Source organism: Microtetraspora malaysiensis, from assembly GCF_050947145.1.
In the GTDB taxonomy this organism is placed as follows: domain Bacteria; phylum Actinomycetota; class Actinomycetes; order Streptosporangiales; family Streptosporangiaceae; genus Microtetraspora_A; species Microtetraspora_A malaysiensis.
In genome coordinates, this window is sequence record NZ_CP191998.1 from 4,409,650 (window position 1) to 4,425,957 (window position 16,308).

Below are 16,308 nucleotides of genomic sequence, written 5' to 3' on the forward strand. Positions count from 1 at the left end.
AGAATGCCGCTCAGTGAGACGCCCGAAGAGGCGGAAACACCTGCGGACCAGGTTCAGTGAGACAAATTTGCGAATTGGGCCAGCTGTGTGAGACGTGGGCCAGGTTCGATGAGACGGGACAAGGACACAGGCCCGCTTGGGGCAAGTTGGATAACTCGCGTCATACCGGACAGAATTCACCTTCTGTCTGGTATAGCGTTTATCGTCGCTTTTGTCCTTCTTGGCGTTTGTACGTTCCGACGACCCTGCTGGCTAACTTGTCTCAGGCCGCGAGAGCGAGTTCTGCCAGTTCGAGGCGGGCAAGGTGGCCGGTGCGGGTCCGATCGAGTGGGTGCCCGTTCCACCAGGCATCCAGGCGGATGAGGTTGAGCGCCACGGCGGAGAAGACGTGTTCGAGGTGGACCTTCGCCAGGCCCCGATAGCGGGCCCGGCGAACACCGGTGACCGCGACGGCCTGGCGCATGGTGCCCTCGACTCCGGCGCGGAGCTTGTATTTGCCCTGCCACTCCTTGCTGGTCTGATCGACACGGGCCTGGTCAAGAGCTTGTTGAAGTGGGCGGGCGCGGATGGTGAGCTGGCGTCCACCCTTCTTGGCCGAGGTGCACAAGGAGCGAGCCGGACACGGCCGGCAGACCTCGCCGCCGAACTTGACCACGATCGCCGCGGTCTCGCGCTGAGTGCAGGGACTCCACGAGGAACTCGCCTGCCCTTGCGGGCAGATGACCTGCTCAGCGTCCCAGTCGATGGTGAACGCCGAGCGGTCGTAGCCGGCGGCGGCACGGGCTTGCGATGAGTGATCAAGCAGAACCGGGGTGACCAGCGCGATATCGAACCTCTTGCGCGCACTCACGAGGATTTCCGCGGACGGGTAGCCGGAATCGAGGTAGTGCTCGGCCGGCAGCAGCCCACGTGCCGCGAGCATCTGGTGGATCTTCTCGGTCATCTGGTTGTCGGGGACGGTCGCGTCCGTGGTGGCCACGTTCGTGATCAGGTTGGGCGGCACGATGTTCTCGCCGTTCTCGCCGTTCTCGCCGGGGGTGGGATGGCAGGTCTCGCTGATGTGGACCTTGTAGCCGTTCCAGAACAGGTCCTCGCCCTTGGCCGCCCACCGGGCATCCATGTCGTAGGGGGAAGTCAGCCGCCATCTGCCGGGCGGCAGTCCCTCTCCGCCGTCTTCGAGGGGCCGCCGCCGCTTGACCACCTCCCGCCCGCCTCGACCGGTGATGCGCACATAGTTTTGGATCAGCATGACCCGCAGCGCGTCGACAGCGGGCAGGTTCCGCAGCCAGACCGGGGAGAACGGCGCGTACACCGCCTCCAGCAGCGCATACCCGTCGGTGCCGTAGGCGACCGCCAACTCCTCCCGTTTCGACTCCGAGGTCGGCAGCCGCCATGAATCGACGCGGGCCCGGTAACGCTGCGCCCATCCGGGCAGCTCCAGGACCCTGCTCGTCCAGCCCGGGTCAGCGGCCGAGATCGCCTCCAACGCGGCGCGCGCACACTCACCGGCCAACTCCAGCCGGTTCAGATCCCGAACCGCGCTGATCACGTGGGTGGAGTCGGTCCGCTGCTTACCACCCGCCCTCACCAGGCCTTTCTCGCCCAGCTTGGCGAGGAGAAGGTCCAGGGCCTTCTCCTCCAGGCCGTGCTGGAGGACCCGGGTGCGGAACTCACTCAGCACAGATGCGTCGAACCCGGGATCATCCAGCGCTAATCCGAGAGCGTATTTCCAGCTCAGGTCCATCCTCACGGTCTCGGCGGCTTGGCGGTCGGTGAGGTTGTCCACTCGCTGCAGCACCGTGATCAACGCCAGCCGTCCCGGTGACCAGCCTGGCTTGCCCTCGATCCCGAACGCGACCGCGAACTCCGCGTCGGCGAACAGTTCTCCCAGCTCATCACGGACTCGGACCGGCAATGGCTTCTCGCGTTTACCGCGATGCATCGCCTGGATCGCTGCCGCGATCTGCGGGTCGGGATCCGGCCACGGCCTCGGCTGCATCGACACCGACCACTCCATCCGCGGCCGGATGAGGGGAGAAACGGCCGCGCACGGCATGATCTCGGGCTATAACAGCTCAGGTCACGGACCCGACACCCGCGTGTCGCGAGTTAGCCAGCAGAGTCTCCGACCACGGGGTGGTCGTCGAGAGGAGAGTCCGGCTCCTTCCGCTGTCCCGGCCGCCTGGGCCCGGGCGGCCGGTGGCCGTGACGGCGGGGTTCCGGAGCGTACGCGGCCTCGGCGGGAGGCTCCTGAGTGGTCGCGTCCGTCGGTCGGCGGGTGGCCGACCCATGCGCCGCCACGTTGCCGCCGGGGTCGTGCGCCGACCGCCTGCCTTGGTTGACCGTTCTTGTCGTGATTTTTCGGACAGTCTGAGGGGCCTCAGAGGGCATCGACGAAGGTCTCGGCCTCGGTCTGCGACATGCCGGTCTCACCGCGTACGAGGAAGACGGCCTGCTCGGCGCGTCCGGCGGCCTTCAGTGCACGCACCCGCGAGGCGAGGTCGCCGGGTTGCCCATCTGGTTGGGGGGTCGGGACGGAGCGTCCTGCGTCCAGGGCGTCCACGACGTCCTTGGCCTCTTTGAGGCTGAGCCCGGTTCCGTCTCTGAGCGCCTTGATCGCGTGGATCTTCTTGCCTTCGGCGCACAGCTCGCGGACGCGTTCCTGGAGGTCGCGTGGGATCGGCGGCATGAGCCCCGGTGTTCGCCACGCGAGCCGGGCGCTGGGCTGGGCTCCCGCTCGGGCCGCCAGCACGATGACGATTGTCAGCGCGACGGCCATGACCAGGACGACGACGACGATCGCGGACGTGCTATCTATACCGAACACGCCGTGATCGTACGACTTCAGCGGTGCCCCGGGAACCTCTTTCGCATTGCTCGATAACGAACATTATGTCAAGTAGCTTGGAGTGAGAGAGGGGTCGGAGCTCCCCCTGCCGTGCGAGTGTCCTGTCTCACTGAATCTGGCCCAAGGCGCAGGCTGTCTCATCGAACCTGGCCCACTTTGCGGGTTGTCTCACTTCATTTGGTCAGCCCGACATTGACTCTGCCTGCATTGCGCGACATGGCCGTTACGTGAACCTATCGGTGGTGGCGTGAGCGAGTCGCCGGTTCCTGCTGTGGTCGCCTCGTCATGGTTCGAGCCGGCCTTCTCGAACGAGATGGGCGTTCGGCGACAGGAGCCCCATTCGTTGTGCTGGCATATCCCCTTCGAGCGGATGGCGCCCTCGAGGGCGTTCCCCTCCTTCAACGGACACAGGAACTTCACGGGCTTGCGCCAAGGTGGGGTGGGTGTTTCGCAGGACGGAGGGTCCTCCCCCGTCCTGGCAGCGAATGTCCGCTGGCTGGCCGGCTATCGGAGGGCTCACTGCCTGCGCGAAGACGTCGCCGATGAGTTGATGGGCGTGTTTGCCAAGCCTAGGTCGTTGATGTCCGAGGTTGAAACGGTTGGTGACCGTCTGGCTGTTTTGCCGGTGATCTTTCATCTGTTATGAAGCCGGCGGCTGGTGGTGGCGAATCTTGGCGTTGAGGTGCTGGGGCCGCGAAGCATGGTGCGGGTTTGCGATGGGAGCGTGGAGATGGACGAGGGCGCGTCACGTGAGCCGCAGGATGCGGGTGCGATGGAGCGAAGGCAGGGCGAGCGGGTGGCGGTCCGCTCCCCCGTTCTTGTCGCGGGCCTTCTGGGTGGGCTCCACGATCGTCGCCAAGGCGGTCTTCCTGGCCAAGTCGCCGCTGACCGGCGTGGCCCGGTCTCACTCAAGCCGCTCCACGCGCTGGTCCCGGCGCGCCGCCCAGGATCCCGGCCGCGACGTACAGCGGCGCTTCTCAGGGGGGCGGGAGGGAATCGGCGCCAGACAACCTACTCAAATCTCGCATCTCGTCCACGCCTCGGCTCGTCCCGAGCAGTCTGGAGAGCGCTCTCCAATATGCTATAAAGGCCGTATGAGCGAGGCTCCCCCGCCTGTGTCGGGATCCCCCACCTTGGAGGACGTGGCCCGGGCGGCGGGCGTGTCCCGTGCCACCGTCTCCCGTGTGATCAACGGTGTTCGCAACGTCAACCCCGCCATCCAGGAAACGGTCCGGCAGGCCATCGCCGCCACCGGCTACGTCCCCAACCAGGCCGCCCGCTCGCTCGTCACCCGCCGGACCGGGTCGGTCGCCCTGGTCGTCTCCGGAGCGGGCGTCGAGGGCGAGGAGAACCCGTTCCCGAACCAGGTCTTCGCCGACCCCTTCTTCGGCCGGGTGGCCGGCGGTGTGGTCGGATACCTCCGCCCGCTCGGCATCCACCCGGTCCTGTTGTTCGCCGAGACCGACGCCGCCCGCGCGGAGGTCGTGGACTACCTCCGCCAGGGCAAGGCTGACGGCGCGATCCTGGTCTCCACCCATGGCGAGGACCCGCTGCCCAAGCTCCTCGTCGACGGAGGGCTGCCCGCCGTGCTCTTCGCCCGGCCACCGGAACCACTCCCGATCAGCTACGTCGACGTCGCGCACCGGACGGGCGCCAAGCTGGCCGCCGACCACCTGGTCGCGCGCGGCTGCCACCGCGTGGCCACCATCTCCGGCCCCCTCGACGTACTGGCCGCCCAGGACCGCCTCGCCGGCTTCCGGGACGCCATGGCCATGCACGGCCACCCGTACATCCCCTGCGTCGAGGGCGCCTTCACGCTCGACAGCGGCGCGGCCGCGATGGAGCGGCTGCTCGCCGAGCACTCCGACGTCGACGGCGTCTTCGTGGCCAACGACCTGATGGCCCAGGCGGCGCTCCAGGTGCTCCACCGGCACGGCCGCCTGGTCCCCGACGACGTGGCCGTGGTCGGGTTCGACGACAGCAGCGCGGCCCTGGCCTGCAAGCCGCCGCTCACCACGATCCGCCATCCCGTCGAGGACATGGCGGCCGAGCTGGCGCGGCTCCTGCTCGCCCAGATCGAGCAGCCGGACCAGCGGGTGACCTCGGTCATCTTCGATCCCGCCCTGGTCGTCCGCGAGTCCGCCTGACCGATCGCGGGAGCGCCGGAGGGCGGCGCCACGGCGGGCGCCGCCCTCCCTCTGTCGACCGGCGGGGCCGGTCATCCCACCGGTGCCCCCTTGGCATCGCGGATCAGCGCGGCATACCGGTGGCCGCTCGACTTGATGGTGCGCGCCTGGGTGCGGTAGTCCACGTGGACCAGCCCGAACCGCTTGTCGTACCCGTAGGCCCATTCGAAGTTGTCCAGCAGCGACCAGGCGAAGTACCCGGCCAGCGGCACGCCCTGCGCGACCGCGCGGGCGCAGGCCGCGACGTGGCCCTCCAGATGGGCGGACCGCTCGCGGTCGTCGAGCTCACCCTCCGCGCCGACCGGATCCGGCCAGGCGGAGCCGCTCTCGGTGACGTAGATCCGCTCGATGCCGTACTCGCGGGCCAGCCGCAGCAGCAGCTGTTCGAGGCCGTCGGGGTAGATCTCCCACCCCATGGCCGTAACGGGCGCTCCGGGCACCTCGACCTGCCGCGCGTACGGCACCGGACCCTCGGGGTCCGCGGTGACGACCTGGCGGAAGTAGTAGTTCAGCCCGTGGTAGTCCAGCGGCGCCGCGATCGCCTCCAGGTCGCCCGGCCGGATCGGCAGGTCGACACCGTAGAGGTCGATCATGTCCTGCGGGTAGCCGCGTCCCGTGATCGGGTCCAGCCACCAGCGGTTGGCGTGGCCGTCGGCGCGCACGACGGCGGCGTGGTCCTCCTCGCTGTCGGTGGCGGGCTCACACGGGCTCAGGTTGTTGACGATTCCGATCGACGGCGTGCGGCGGGCCGCCGCCCTGATCGCCTGGGTGGCCAGGCCGTGCCCCAGATGCAGGTGGTACGAGGCGCGGACGGCCGCGGTGAGATCCCTCCAGCCCGGGGCCATCACGCCCTGCAGGTGGCCGTGCCAGGAGGAGCAGAGCGGCTCGTTCAGCGTGGTCCAGTCGGTGACGCGGTCGCCGAGCGCCTCCACGACCGCGGTCGCGTAGTCGGCGAATCGGTACGCGGTGTCCCGCCGCGGCCACCCGCCCTCGTCCTGCAGTATCTGGGGCAGATCCCAGTGGTAGAGCGTGACGAAGGGGCGGATGCCCGCCTCCAGCAGCGCGTCCACCAGTCGGTCGTAGAACGCCAGCCCGGGCGGGTTGACCGGGCCCGATCCGCCGGGGATCACCCTCGGCCAGGCGACGGAGAATCGGTAGGCGTCCACGCCGAGCGTGCCCAGCAGGCCGACGTCCTCACGCCACCTGTGGTAGTGGTCGCAGGCGACGTCGCCGGTGTCGCCTCCATCGACGGCGCCGGGGACGCTCGCGAAGGTGTCCCAGATCGAGGGCGTTCTGCCGTCCTCGTGGACGGCTCCCTCGATCTGGTACGCCGAGGTGGCGACGCCCCAGACGAAGTCAGGGCCGAAGGCGGAAGTGATGTCCATGGGTGTGCGCGGCCCCCGAGTGGTGTCCGCGCTCCCTCCTTCCTTGCTGGTTCTTCCGGTTGTTCTGGTTCGAGTCGCCGCGGGAACGGCTACTTGACCGCGCCCGCGGTGAGCCCCTGCACGAGATAGCGCTGCAGGAGCAGGAAGCCCGCCACCACCGGGACGCTGACGACCAGGGACGCCGCCATGACCTGGTTCCAGTAGACGTCGTTCTGGGTGGCGTACGCCTGGAGGCCGACGGCGAGGGTGCGGGTGGACTCGTCGGTCATCACCGACGCGAAGAGCACCTCGCCCCACGCGGTCATGAAGGCGTAGATGGTGACCGCGATGATGCCGGGCATCGCGGCCGGGACGACGACCCGCAGCAGCGCCCCGATCGGACCGCTCCCGTCCACCTGCGCCGCCTCGTCGAGCGCGGCCGGCACGGAGTCGAAGTAGCCGACGAGCATCCAGATCGAGAAGGGCAGGGAGAACGTCAGATAGGTGATGATCAGCGCGAGTCTGCTGCCGTAGAGCTCGACGCCGAGGGCGTTCCCGAGATTCACGAAGATCATGAATAGCGGCAGCAGGAAGAGGATGCCCGGGAACATCTGCGTGGACAGCACGGCGACGGAGAAGATCTGGCGGCCCCGGAACCGGTAGCGGCTCACGGCGTACGCGGCGAACACCGCGACCACGACCGAGGCCACCGCGGAGATCGAGGAGACCACCAGGCTGTTGACGAAGTAGTGGGCCAGCGGCACCGTCCGCCACATGTCGGAGAACGACCGCAGGGTGATCGTGACGGGGATCCAGTGGAAGTCGCCCTGCACGTCCCGCAGCGGCTTGAGCGCCGAGGTCGCCATCACGTACAGCGGGGTCAGCGTGAAGAGGCCGAGCAGCCCGAGGAAGATCACCCGGGCCCAGGGCAGCCACCGCGGCTCACGCACGGCTCCTCCCCCGGGTCGTCAGTGCCAGGTACACCGCGGTCACCAGCAGCAGGAACAGCAGGAGCAGCACGGACATCGCGGCGCCGGAGCCGAAGTTCCAGGTGACGAACGAGCTCTGGTAGATGTGAATGGAGATCAGGTCGGCCTCCCTCGGCGCCGACTTCCCGAACAGCACATACGGCGTGTTGAAGTCGTTGAAGTTCCAGAGGAAGAGGACCAGCACGAGCACCTGGTTGACCGGGCGCAGCAGCGGCAGCGTGATCGTGCGCACCTGCCGCCACCAGCTCGCCCCGTCGATCGCCGACGCCTCATACAGGTCCTCCGGGATGTTCTGCAGCCCGGCGGTGAGGACGAGGAAGGCGAACGGCCAGAGCCTCCAGACGGCCACCACCACGAGCGAGGCGAAGCTGTTCCCTCCGATGAGCCAGAACGGGCGCTCGTCGGTGAGGTGCAGCTGCTCGACCAGCACGTGATTGATCAGCCCGGAGTCCCGCTGGAACATGAAGCTCCAGGTGATCACCCCCGCGTAGACCGGCAGCGCATACGGCACGAGGAACAGGGTGCGCAGCACCCCGCGCCCCCGGAACGGTCGTTGCATCAGCACCGCGCCGCACATGCCGAACAGCCACGACAGGCCGACCGCGAGCAGGGTGAACGCGACGGTCACCAGGAACGAGTGCAGCAGCGCGGCGCCCACGGCGGAGTCGAAGTCGACGGCAACCCGGTAGTTGCCCAGCCCGGCGAACGGCGCGGCCAGCCAGTTCCTGATGAAGAACTGGGTGAGCCTGAGGAAGCTCATGCCGACGCCGATCACCATCGGCACCAGGTGGATGAGCAGCTCCAGCAGCACCGCGGGAAGGATCAGCAGGTACGGCAGACCGACGCGGCGGAGCCGTACCGGGATGAGACGGGTGATCCGTCCCCCGCCGCCGTCTCCGCCGCCCCGCTCGGCTCCGCGCCACGCGCCCGAGCGTGACGGGGTGGACACGACCATGGAAGTCCTCTCTGGGATCGGTCGGGCCGCGCGCCCGGCGCCGGGCGGACCGATGCGGCTCGCGCGGCCGGTCGCGGGCGCGCGGGCGGGGTTCACCCGCTCGCGCGCTCCCTGAACCGGGATGGTGGTGGGGGAAGGTTCAGTTGCCGCCGGTCATCTGCTGCTTGGCGTCGGAGAGCTTGGCCTTGACGTACCCGTCGGTGATCGGCTTTCCGGCCGCGGCGTCCGCGAACATCTGGTTCATCGCGGTGCCCACCAGCGTCTCGAACTGGCTCTCGTCGGGCACCTGTGGCAGCGGCGCCGCGGTGTTGGCGAGGATCTGCTGGAACGCCGTGATGGTCGGGGTCTGGAACGCCGGGTCGTCGTAGGCGTCGTTGACCGTGGGGAGCGAGCCGTACGCCTTGTTGAGCGTCTGCTGCGCCTCCTTGCCGGTCATGAAGGCGACGAACTTCATCGCGGCGTCACTGTTCTTGGTGTGCTTGAAGACCGCCAGGTTGATGCCGGCCACCATGCCGTTGACCTGCCTGCCGCCGATCCCCGGGTCCGGGAGCGGGATCGGCGTGAGGCCGAAGTCGTCCTCGCTCACGCCGGCGGCCTTGACCGAGCTGGCGATGGACTGCCACATCAGCATGGCCGCCTTGCCGGTGACGAGGTCCTGGATGGCCTCGGTGCCGTTGGCGTACTCGGCGTTGCTCGGGTTCACGATCTTGTGAACGGCCATCAGGTCGATGTACTGCTTGACCGCGGCGACCTGCTGCGGCGAGTCGAACTGCGCCTTCCCCGAGGAGTCGAACAGGTCGGCCCCGTGCTGCTGGCCGAAGATGAAGGCGTGGTGGGCGTTCTCGCTCACACTGGCGCCCTCGACGGCGAGCCCCCACTTGCCGTCGTGGGTGAGCTTCTTGCCGTCCGCGATCAGCTCGTCCCAGGTCTTCGGCGGGCCGTCGATGCCCGCGTCCGCGAACATCTTCTTGTTGTAGAACAGGCCGTACGTCATGCCGTAGATCGGGACCGCGGTGGGCGGCTGGCCCGCGGCGCCGGTGGCGGCGAGGCTGGGGCCGAGGAAACGGCCCTTGCCGCCGAGCGCGGCCAGCGCGGCGTCGTCGAAGGGGACGAACGCGCCGGTCGCCTGGAGCGAGGCCGACCACGTGTTGCCGATGTTGACCACGTCCGGTCCCTGTCCGGAGGTGGCGGCGGCGAGGATGCGGTTGAGCAGGTCCGACCAGGGGACGACCTCGACGTTCACCTTGATGCCCGTCTGCTTCTCGAACCGGTCGAGTTCGGGCTGGAGCACCTGCTTGTCGGCCTCCAGGCTGGGGCCCTGGTTGGACGCCCAGTAGGTGAGCGTCACGGGCCGGTCCGAGCCGGCCGATCCGCTGTCGTCGCCGCAGGCAGAGGTGGCGAGCACGAGCGCCCCGGCCATGCTCAAGGCCGCGGTCGTGAATCCGAGCTTGCGTGTACGCACGGTTGTCCTCACTAGTTTCCCGGCTGGTCGTCGGGCTCCGCCTGCTGACCGCGGGAGCCCGGCTCTGGGGGGCGGGGTCTCGGGAGTGTCTCGGGGGGGTGGATGGACTGTGGAGACGAGGGATCGGCTCGGGGTGCCGTGTCGCGGCACCCCGGCCGGAACCGGGATGCCGCGGCGAGAGGGAAGGGAGAGCGCTCTCCAGAGCGAGAGTGCCCGCGCCGCAGAGCACTGTCAACCCTTGGGTGAGCGCATACGGAGAACGCCCAGATCAGGCGCACAAGAGAGATGCGGGCCGTGTGGAGGGCACGGCGAGGGGCGCGGCGAGGAACTATTGACAAGCCGCGGCCTGCGGGGTCACTCTCATGGAGAGCGCTCTCCCTCCGGCCTGCCGCCTGACCGTGACGCGGCGGAACCGGGCCGGGCCCGGTGGCCCAGCCGGGATCTGACCGCGTACGCCAGCAGCGTGGCGGCCAGGACGACGGTGACGCCGATCACGATCGGCCCGCCGCCCCGGCGGACCTCGTCCCAGCGGGTGATCACCGGATGACGGCTGATGCCGGTGCGGCGGCATGCACCTCTCCCCCGTTCTCAAGGGAAGCGTCGACGCGGACCGGCTTCATCATGGGACCCGGAGCACCCGTCGTGATCCGCCCGCGAACAGCGACTGAAGAGCCGACCGTCGGGAAGTCCCGAGCAGCCTCCACCGGGCATCCATCGCGCTTCTCGTCATCGTTGCCAACGTCACATCTGTCCGGCTGGCTCGATACGAAGGAGCGCTATGCCTGGAACCGATCGCAAGGTCAGCCGGGAGCGGCTGCTGGCGATGATGACGGCGTTCAAGTCCACCTACCTGTTACGTGCCGCGCTTGAGCTGCGGGTTTTCGACGCGTTCGCCGTCGGGCCGGCTGATCCTGACGATGTCGCGGCTATTCTGCGCACCAATCCCCGAGCCGCCCGGGTAGATCGGGCGGCTGTCCTCAGGCGCGGCCCCACTTGACCTCGTCGGCGCACTGATGGCGTTGCGAGACGGCGTCGTGCCGCCGACCGTGAACGTCCGACGCCCGGCTACGACAGCGACCTGGTGATCGGGGAGCCGCGCCCGGCCAGGGGACGCGCTCGCCCGGGGATACGGCGGTTTCAACGCGGCAATGGTCGTTCGCTCAGCCGGTTGAGCTGATCGGCACCTGGTAGGCGTGCTCACCGAGACTGCGCTTGAACGCGGCTGTCTCGTGCCGGTCGTTCTGCTTGGTCGCCGTGCCCTGCGCGTTGACGTAGTCGACCGCCTCCGGGTTCAGCCGCGCCTCGCCCAGCGCCGCGGTGATCGCGGCTGCCAGTTCCGCGCCGTCCGAGCGGAGACCGGTCATGTGATAGGCGTTGCTGCGGTTGGCGAATCCGCCGATCTCCGCGTAGATGTGCCCGCCCCGGGCCATGGCCGCGGTCGGCTCCTCCAGCACCAGTACGGCGCTTCCCTCGCCGAGGGAGATCGTCAAGATCTCACTGGCCATGGTCGGCGGCATCGGCGGCGCTGTCGCCCTGGTCGTCGCCTATCGCAAACAGCGCCTGGCCGAGGAGGACAATCAGCGTGCCCCGGCAGCCGCTGCCCTGCGAGCACACCCGACACTGATCGTTCTGAAGGTTGCGGCCGCCACCTTGGCCCGGAGCGGCCCGGATTGGCCGGCCCGGCTAGCCAAGGGGAAACCACAGCCCCGGCGCGGACACATCCTCCCAATCGGTGGCGTCCCCGTACCCCAACCATGAGCGGTACGCCGACGGCTCCCACCGTTTGAGGGCGGACACCCCCGCGGTCAAGGGCTTCATGCCGGGTGGGATCTCGAAGATGACCCACCCCAGCATTGCGCCCACCCACATCATCAGTTCACCGTTGCGTCCCTCGGACCGCAGGAGGGCAGCGGCTCGCCGTTGAGGGTCCCAGCGTCGAGGGTCGGCCTCGAAATCGGTGTTGCCGTCGTCGAGGTAGCTCTGAAGATCGGCACGGGCCGTCCGCGCGGAGCTGAACACGCGGATCTCTGTCTGCCCGAGAAAATGTTGGCCGAGGCCGTCGGGGGTGGGTACCTCCCACGGTGTGAAGACGCTCATCCAGCTCCACAGGCTCATCTGTGCCGACGCTCCGATCGCCTCAACTGCGCTACAGGACAGGGAAATTCATCGGCTCGGTGCGATGCCCACGACAAGCCCGCGCCAACCCGAAGGGTCGTACGCCAGCCACCGCGTCTCGACACACCCGAGAAGTAGGCACTCAGCGCCACTGATCGAACGCAGAAAGTACAACCATGATCCCGTCTTCCCAAGTCGGGAAATGGCCACGGATCTGGGAGAGCGATACCGCCGGCGAGGTCTTGCGACCGTCCATTGCGTAGACGACGTGGTTGAACCCCGTCGCTGTGGACACTTGTCCCACCCTGGTGAAGCCGCAGTCTCCCGGGTCTGGGTCAGTGCAGACGAAGACGAAGGTATCCCGCCCGCTTGACTCCACCTCAGGTGAGACGAGGAACAAACCCCTCCGCTCCACCTCGCCCCGCACGCGACGATCGATCCTCGACACATCCACTGCCGCCATTGCAAGCACCACCATGCTCACTGGGCCACCCCCGTTGGTGGCTGATCACAGTCTGGGCAACGAGGGCGCGTTCTCGCTACCGGATTCGCCCGCAGTGCTCCAGCTTTCCGGCTTCAGGCCGGAGAGCGCGTCATAGAGCCGGAATGCCCACCGAGGTCAACGCGGCGGAGGGCCGGCCGACGGTCAGCTCCGCGCCGCCCGCGCATACGTAACCGTCGGGACGGACCAGCACCCAGCCTCTGGGGGCGATGCCGAGACCATGGCAGAGCGTGCCGCCGGGCCGCAGGAAGCGAACCGTCAGCCACTCCCCCGCCTTCGCGGACAGCTCGGTGGCGAGATCGGCGCAGTCCGGCCCGGCGAGCAACAGCCAGCGGGCGGCGACGGCCGATCCGCGTAGCGGTTGTAGGTGGCACGCAGCCGGGCCGGCGAACCCGCCGGACGCCACCGCATTCGGCGGGGGACCGTCCTGGCGATCAGGCAGATGTGTTCACGCACCTGGCTACTTGAATAGGTAGCCGGCCTGGCGGGTTCTCCGCTGGAGATCAATTACCCGTTCGAGATTCGGTGACGGGCCACTAGCATCGGGTCATGCCATTGACCGCGGACGACGTCGATCGGTTCGAGGCCTTCAGGCCGCGCCTGGGGGCCCTCGCCTACCGCCTTCTCGGTTCCGCGGCGGAGGCCGAGGACGCCGTACAGGAGACGTTCCTGCGCTGGCAGGCCGCGGACGTCGACCGTGTCGAGGTCCCTGAGGCCTGGCTGACGAAGGTTCTCACCAACTTGTGCCTCAATCAGCTCACGTCGGCGCGGGCGCGGCGCGAGACCTATGTGGGCCAATGGCTTCCCGAGCCGCTGCTCGCCGGGGACTCGATGCTCGGCCCGGCCGACACCGCCGAGCAGCGCGAGTCGGTCTCGTACGCGGTCCTCACTCTCATGGAGCGCCTCTCCCCCAACGAGCGGGCGGTGTACGTGCTGCGGGAGGCCTTCGACTATCCGCATCGGGAGATCGCCGAGATCCTCGACATCACCGAGGCCGCCAGCCAGCAGATCTTCCACCGGGCCAAGAAGCACGTCGCGGACGGCAAGGCCCGCACCGAGGTGGACGAGGCCGTCGCCCGGCGGATCGTCGCGGAGTTCCTGGCGGCTGCCGCCAGCGGCCGGACCGAGCCGCTTGTGCGTCTGCTCACCGAGGACGCCGTCGCGATCGGCGACGGTGGCGGGAAGGTCCCGGCCCGCGCCAAGGCGTTCGAGGGCGCCGTCGCGGTCGCGAAGTTCCTATGGGGCCTGCTCAAGCCCGGCCCGGCCAAGCGCGCCCTGGTCGGCGGCCCGGCCGAGATCTACGCCTGGACCGCCAACGGCGGGCCCGCCGTCGTGGCCGTCGTGGACGGCCGGGTCGTCGGCGTCATGTGCCTGGAGATCACCGCCGAGGGCATCGCCGCGTTCCGCACCCAGGCCAACCCCGACAAGCTTGAACGTGCGACCGCGCTCTGGGCGGCGGCCGACCACGGGGAGCCGCTGTTCAACGCCTTCTGAGCACTGTGTGAGGTGCTTCACATCGCGTTCCTGTCAGGAAACGGCGGGCCGTCCGGTTCAAGGGGCGAAACCGCGCACGACAGGAGCTACGAAATGCGGCACCGCATCATCGTCCTCGGAGCTGGATACACCGGAGCCTTCGCCGCCGGCCGCCTCGCCAGGCGGCTGCGCCGCGAGGACGTCGCCATCACTCTCGTCAACGCAGAGCCCGACTTCGTGGAGCGCGTTCGCATGCATCAGCTGGCGGTCGGCCAGGACCTCAAATCCCGGCCGTTCAGCGGGATGTTCGCGGGCACGGGCGTCGAACTGAGGCTCGCGAAGGTCACCGGCGTCGACGTCGACCGTAAGACCGTCGCCGTTGCCGGCGCGGACGGCGCCGAGGAACTCGGCTATGACACGCTCGTCTACGCGCTTGGCAGCGGCTGGAACGCCCAAGGCGTCCCTGGGACCGCCGAGCACGCCTTTGAGATCGCCGGCCGTCCGGGGGCGCTCCGGCTGCGTGAGCGCCTGGCCCGTCTCGACGCGGGGCAGGCCGTGGTCGTCGTCGGCGGCGGTCTCACCGGTCTGGAGGCCGCGACCGAGATCGCTGAGACCCGCCCGGACCTCGACGTCGCGCTCGCCGCCCGCGGCGGCCTCGGCGACTGGCTCTCGTCCAAGGGGCGCGAGCATCTGCGGAAGGTCGTCGGCAGGCTCGGGATCACCGTGTATGAGCACGCCGCGGTCACCGGCGTCGAAGCCGACCGCGTCGCCACCGCCGACGGCAGGGCCATCCCGGCGGCGGTGACTGTGTGGACCGCCGGCTTCGCGGTGCATCCGATCGCGAAGGCGACCGCTCTGGAGGTCACCGGCACCGGTCAGATCGTGGTCGACGGGACCATGCGCTCGGTCTCGCATCCGGACGTGTACGCCGTCGGCGACGCGGCCATGGTGATGGGCCCCGGGGACAAGCCGTTGCGGATGTCGTGCGCCTCGGGGGTTCCGACCGCGTGGCAGGCCGTTGACGCGATCGCGGCGCGGCTGACCGGCGGGAAGCTCCCGAACGTGCCGATCCGCTACTTCAACCAGTGCGTCTCGCTGGGCCGCAAGGAGGGGTTGATCCAGTACGTCACCGCGGACGATCGGGCGGTGCGGGCGGCCCTGACCGGGCGGCTGGCCGCTGTCTACAAGGAGCTGGTCTGCAAGGGCGCCGCGTGGGGTGTCGCGAATCCGACGTTCGGGCTGCCGACGCGGCGGCGCCGCGTCACGCGGGAGCGGGTCGCGGCGGGTTCGGCTGTCGCGGCGTCGGCGTAGGGCGCCACGTGAAGCGGGGCGCCCTCGGGGGGCGGGCGCTCCGCTTCGCCGTTGGTCGGCGTGGCGGTTGACCTGCCGGTATTTATGCGGCGATCTCACCTATTTATGCGATGTCGTCAGGCGCTCCGCGCCGTTGACTGGAATCGCGACCCGACGTGCGGGAGGTGACCATGATTGCCGTCCACCATCTGACCGAGGACGTCGGCGGGCTGAGCGTGTTCTACCGTGAGGCGGGCGCCAAGGATGCGCCGACGATCGTGCTGCTGCACGGTTTCCCCAGCAGCTCGCACATGTTCCGGCACCTGATTCCCGCTCTCGCCGACCGGTACCACGTGATCGCGCCCGATTACATCGGCTTCGGCTACTCCTCGGCCCCGTCCGTTGCGGATTTCCCGTACACCTTCGACTCTCTGACCAAGGTGACGACCGCGCTGCTGGCCCGGCGAGGGGTCGATGAGTACGCGATCTACGTGCAGGATTACGGCGCGCCGATCGGGTGGCGGCTGGCCATGAGCTCACCCGGGCCTGTCACCGCGATCGTCACCCAGAGCGGAAACGCCTACACCGACGGCTTCGTCGACGCTTTCTGGGGTGGCCTGTTCGCCTACGCCGCCGCTCCGGGCCCGGACACCGAACGGCCGGTGCGGGCGGCGCTGGGCCTGGACGGCACCCGCTGGCAGTACGAGAACGGCGTGGCCGATCTGTCCCTGATCAGCCCGGACGCCTGGACTTTCGACCAGATGTTGCTGGATCGGCCGGGTAACGCCGACATCCAGCTCGCGCTCTTCCGCGACTACCCGTCCAATGTCGCGCTCTACCCCAGGGTCCACGAGTACTTCAGGGCCAGCCAGGTGCCGCTGCTGGCCGTCTGGGGCGCGAACGACGGCATCTTCGGCCCGGCCGGCGCGACGGCCTTTCTGCGGGATCTGCCGGAGGCCGAGGTGCACCTGCTCGATGCCGGTCACTTCGCTCTGGAGAGCCATCTGGATGTGATCGCGGGCTACATGCGCGGTTTTCTCGGACGGGTCGTGGGTGGCTAGAGCCGGCTTCTTCGGGCGCTGGGGCAGGTCGATTCGGCCTGGGCCTTCCGGCTCTTGCGAGGC

Annotated in this window: 17 protein-coding genes and 1 pseudogene; 7 read left to right on the forward strand and 11 right to left on the reverse strand. The window is 68.8% G+C overall.

Features of this window, described 5'->3' with window-relative positions; translation table 11 throughout:
- Window positions 1–262 precede the first annotated feature (262 nt).
- Window positions 263–1,999: an IS1182 family transposase gene (locus ACQP1V_RS20755; protein WP_433425902.1), complete on the reverse strand. Its 1,737-nt coding sequence runs from the start codon at window positions 1,997–1,999 to the stop codon at window positions 263–265.
- A 381-nt stretch (window positions 2,000–2,380) separates the two neighbouring features.
- The gene (locus tag ACQP1V_RS20760; protein ID WP_433425437.1) at window positions 2,381–2,827 is read right to left on the reverse strand and encodes a ribosomal protein L7/L12; all 447 of its coding nucleotides are present in this window, start codon (window positions 2,825–2,827) and stop codon (window positions 2,381–2,383) included.
- 268 nt (window positions 2,828–3,095) lie between these two features.
- Here ACQP1V_RS20760 and ACQP1V_RS20765 point away from each other — a divergent pair, with 268 nt between their 5' ends.
- Together ACQP1V_RS20765 and ACQP1V_RS20770 are read left to right on the forward strand one after the other, a co-directional pair.
- The gene (locus tag ACQP1V_RS20765; RefSeq protein WP_433425439.1) at window positions 3,096–3,494 is read left to right on the forward strand and encodes a hypothetical protein; all 399 of its coding nucleotides are present in this window, start codon (window positions 3,096–3,098) and stop codon (window positions 3,492–3,494) included.
- Window positions 3,495–3,942: 448 nt separating this feature from the next.
- On the forward strand, window positions 3,943–4,995 hold the full coding sequence (locus ACQP1V_RS20770) for a LacI family DNA-binding transcriptional regulator (protein WP_433425441.1): 1,053 nt from the start codon (window positions 3,943–3,945) through the stop codon (window positions 4,993–4,995).
- 71 nt (window positions 4,996–5,066) lie between these two features.
- On the opposite strand, the gene ACQP1V_RS20775 is transcribed toward ACQP1V_RS20770, so the two are convergent.
- The 5 genes from ACQP1V_RS20775 to ACQP1V_RS20795 form a co-directional block, all read right to left on the reverse strand.
- Window positions 5,067–6,419: a GH1 family beta-glucosidase gene (locus tag ACQP1V_RS20775; RefSeq protein WP_433425443.1), complete on the reverse strand. Its 1,353-nt coding sequence runs from the start codon at window positions 6,417–6,419 to the stop codon at window positions 5,067–5,069.
- An 89-nt stretch (window positions 6,420–6,508) separates the two neighbouring features.
- Window positions 6,509–7,348, reverse strand: coding sequence for a carbohydrate ABC transporter permease (locus ACQP1V_RS20780; protein ID WP_387409649.1), 840 nt, complete (start codon window positions 7,346–7,348; stop codon window positions 6,509–6,511).
- Window positions 7,341–8,342, reverse strand: a complete 1,002-nt coding sequence (locus ACQP1V_RS20785; RefSeq protein ID WP_433425446.1) for a carbohydrate ABC transporter permease — start codon at window positions 8,340–8,342, stop codon at window positions 7,341–7,343. Before ACQP1V_RS20785 ends, ACQP1V_RS20780 begins: the two co-directional genes overlap by 8 nt.
- Window positions 8,343–8,481: 139 nt before the next feature.
- Entirely contained in the window at window positions 8,482–9,804 is a 1,323-nt protein-coding gene (locus ACQP1V_RS20790; protein ID WP_433425448.1) for an ABC transporter substrate-binding protein, read from the reverse strand.
- A gap of 360 nt (window positions 9,805–10,164) precedes the next feature.
- On the reverse strand, window positions 10,165–10,344 hold the full coding sequence (locus tag ACQP1V_RS20795; protein ID WP_433425450.1) for a hypothetical protein: 180 nt from the start codon (window positions 10,342–10,344) through the stop codon (window positions 10,165–10,167).
- A gap of 238 nt (window positions 10,345–10,582) precedes the next feature.
- Here ACQP1V_RS20795 and ACQP1V_RS20800 point away from each other — a divergent pair, with 238 nt between their 5' ends.
- Both ACQP1V_RS20800 and ACQP1V_RS20805 read left to right on the forward strand, forming a co-directional pair.
- Window positions 10,583–10,801, forward strand: a complete 219-nt coding sequence (locus ACQP1V_RS20800) for a methyltransferase family protein (RefSeq protein ID WP_433425452.1) — start codon at window positions 10,583–10,585, stop codon at window positions 10,799–10,801.
- Window positions 10,776–10,889, forward strand: a complete 114-nt coding sequence (locus ACQP1V_RS20805; protein WP_433425904.1) for a hypothetical protein — start codon at window positions 10,776–10,778, stop codon at window positions 10,887–10,889. The genes ACQP1V_RS20800 and ACQP1V_RS20805 overlap by 26 nt, the downstream gene beginning before the upstream one ends.
- Before the next feature lie 84 nt (window positions 10,890–10,973).
- Here ACQP1V_RS20805 and ACQP1V_RS20810 read toward each other — a convergent pair.
- From ACQP1V_RS20810 to ACQP1V_RS20825, 4 genes and pseudogenes are all read right to left on the reverse strand, one after another.
- Window positions 10,974–11,282, reverse strand: a pseudogene (locus ACQP1V_RS20810) (beta-ACP synthase); the annotation flags it as partial.
- Between the two features lie 205 nt (window positions 11,283–11,487).
- The gene (locus ACQP1V_RS20815) at window positions 11,488–11,919 is read right to left on the reverse strand and encodes a hypothetical protein (RefSeq protein ID WP_433425454.1); all 432 of its coding nucleotides are present in this window, start codon (window positions 11,917–11,919) and stop codon (window positions 11,488–11,490) included.
- A 142-nt stretch (window positions 11,920–12,061) separates the two neighbouring features.
- Window positions 12,062–12,403, reverse strand: coding sequence for a hypothetical protein (locus ACQP1V_RS20820; RefSeq protein ID WP_433425456.1), 342 nt, complete (start codon window positions 12,401–12,403; stop codon window positions 12,062–12,064).
- 109 nt (window positions 12,404–12,512) lie between these two features.
- Window positions 12,513–12,827: a hypothetical protein gene (locus ACQP1V_RS20825; protein WP_433425458.1), complete on the reverse strand. Its 315-nt coding sequence runs from the start codon at window positions 12,825–12,827 to the stop codon at window positions 12,513–12,515.
- A gap of 143 nt (window positions 12,828–12,970) precedes the next feature.
- Between ACQP1V_RS20825 and ACQP1V_RS20830 the strand changes: the two genes are divergently transcribed.
- From ACQP1V_RS20830 to ACQP1V_RS20840, 3 genes are all read left to right on the forward strand, one after another.
- Entirely contained in the window at window positions 12,971–13,915 is a 945-nt protein-coding gene (locus ACQP1V_RS20830) for an RNA polymerase sigma-70 factor (protein WP_433425460.1), read from the forward strand.
- Between the two features lie 93 nt (window positions 13,916–14,008).
- Window positions 14,009–15,205 (forward strand): NAD(P)/FAD-dependent oxidoreductase, encoded by a 1,197-nt coding sequence (locus ACQP1V_RS20835; protein WP_433425462.1) that lies wholly within the window; start codon window positions 14,009–14,011, stop codon window positions 15,203–15,205.
- Between the two features lie 170 nt (window positions 15,206–15,375).
- Window positions 15,376–16,245 (forward strand): alpha/beta fold hydrolase, encoded by an 870-nt coding sequence (locus tag ACQP1V_RS20840; RefSeq protein ID WP_433425464.1) that lies wholly within the window; start codon window positions 15,376–15,378, stop codon window positions 16,243–16,245.
- Window positions 16,246–16,308 lie beyond the last annotated feature (63 nt).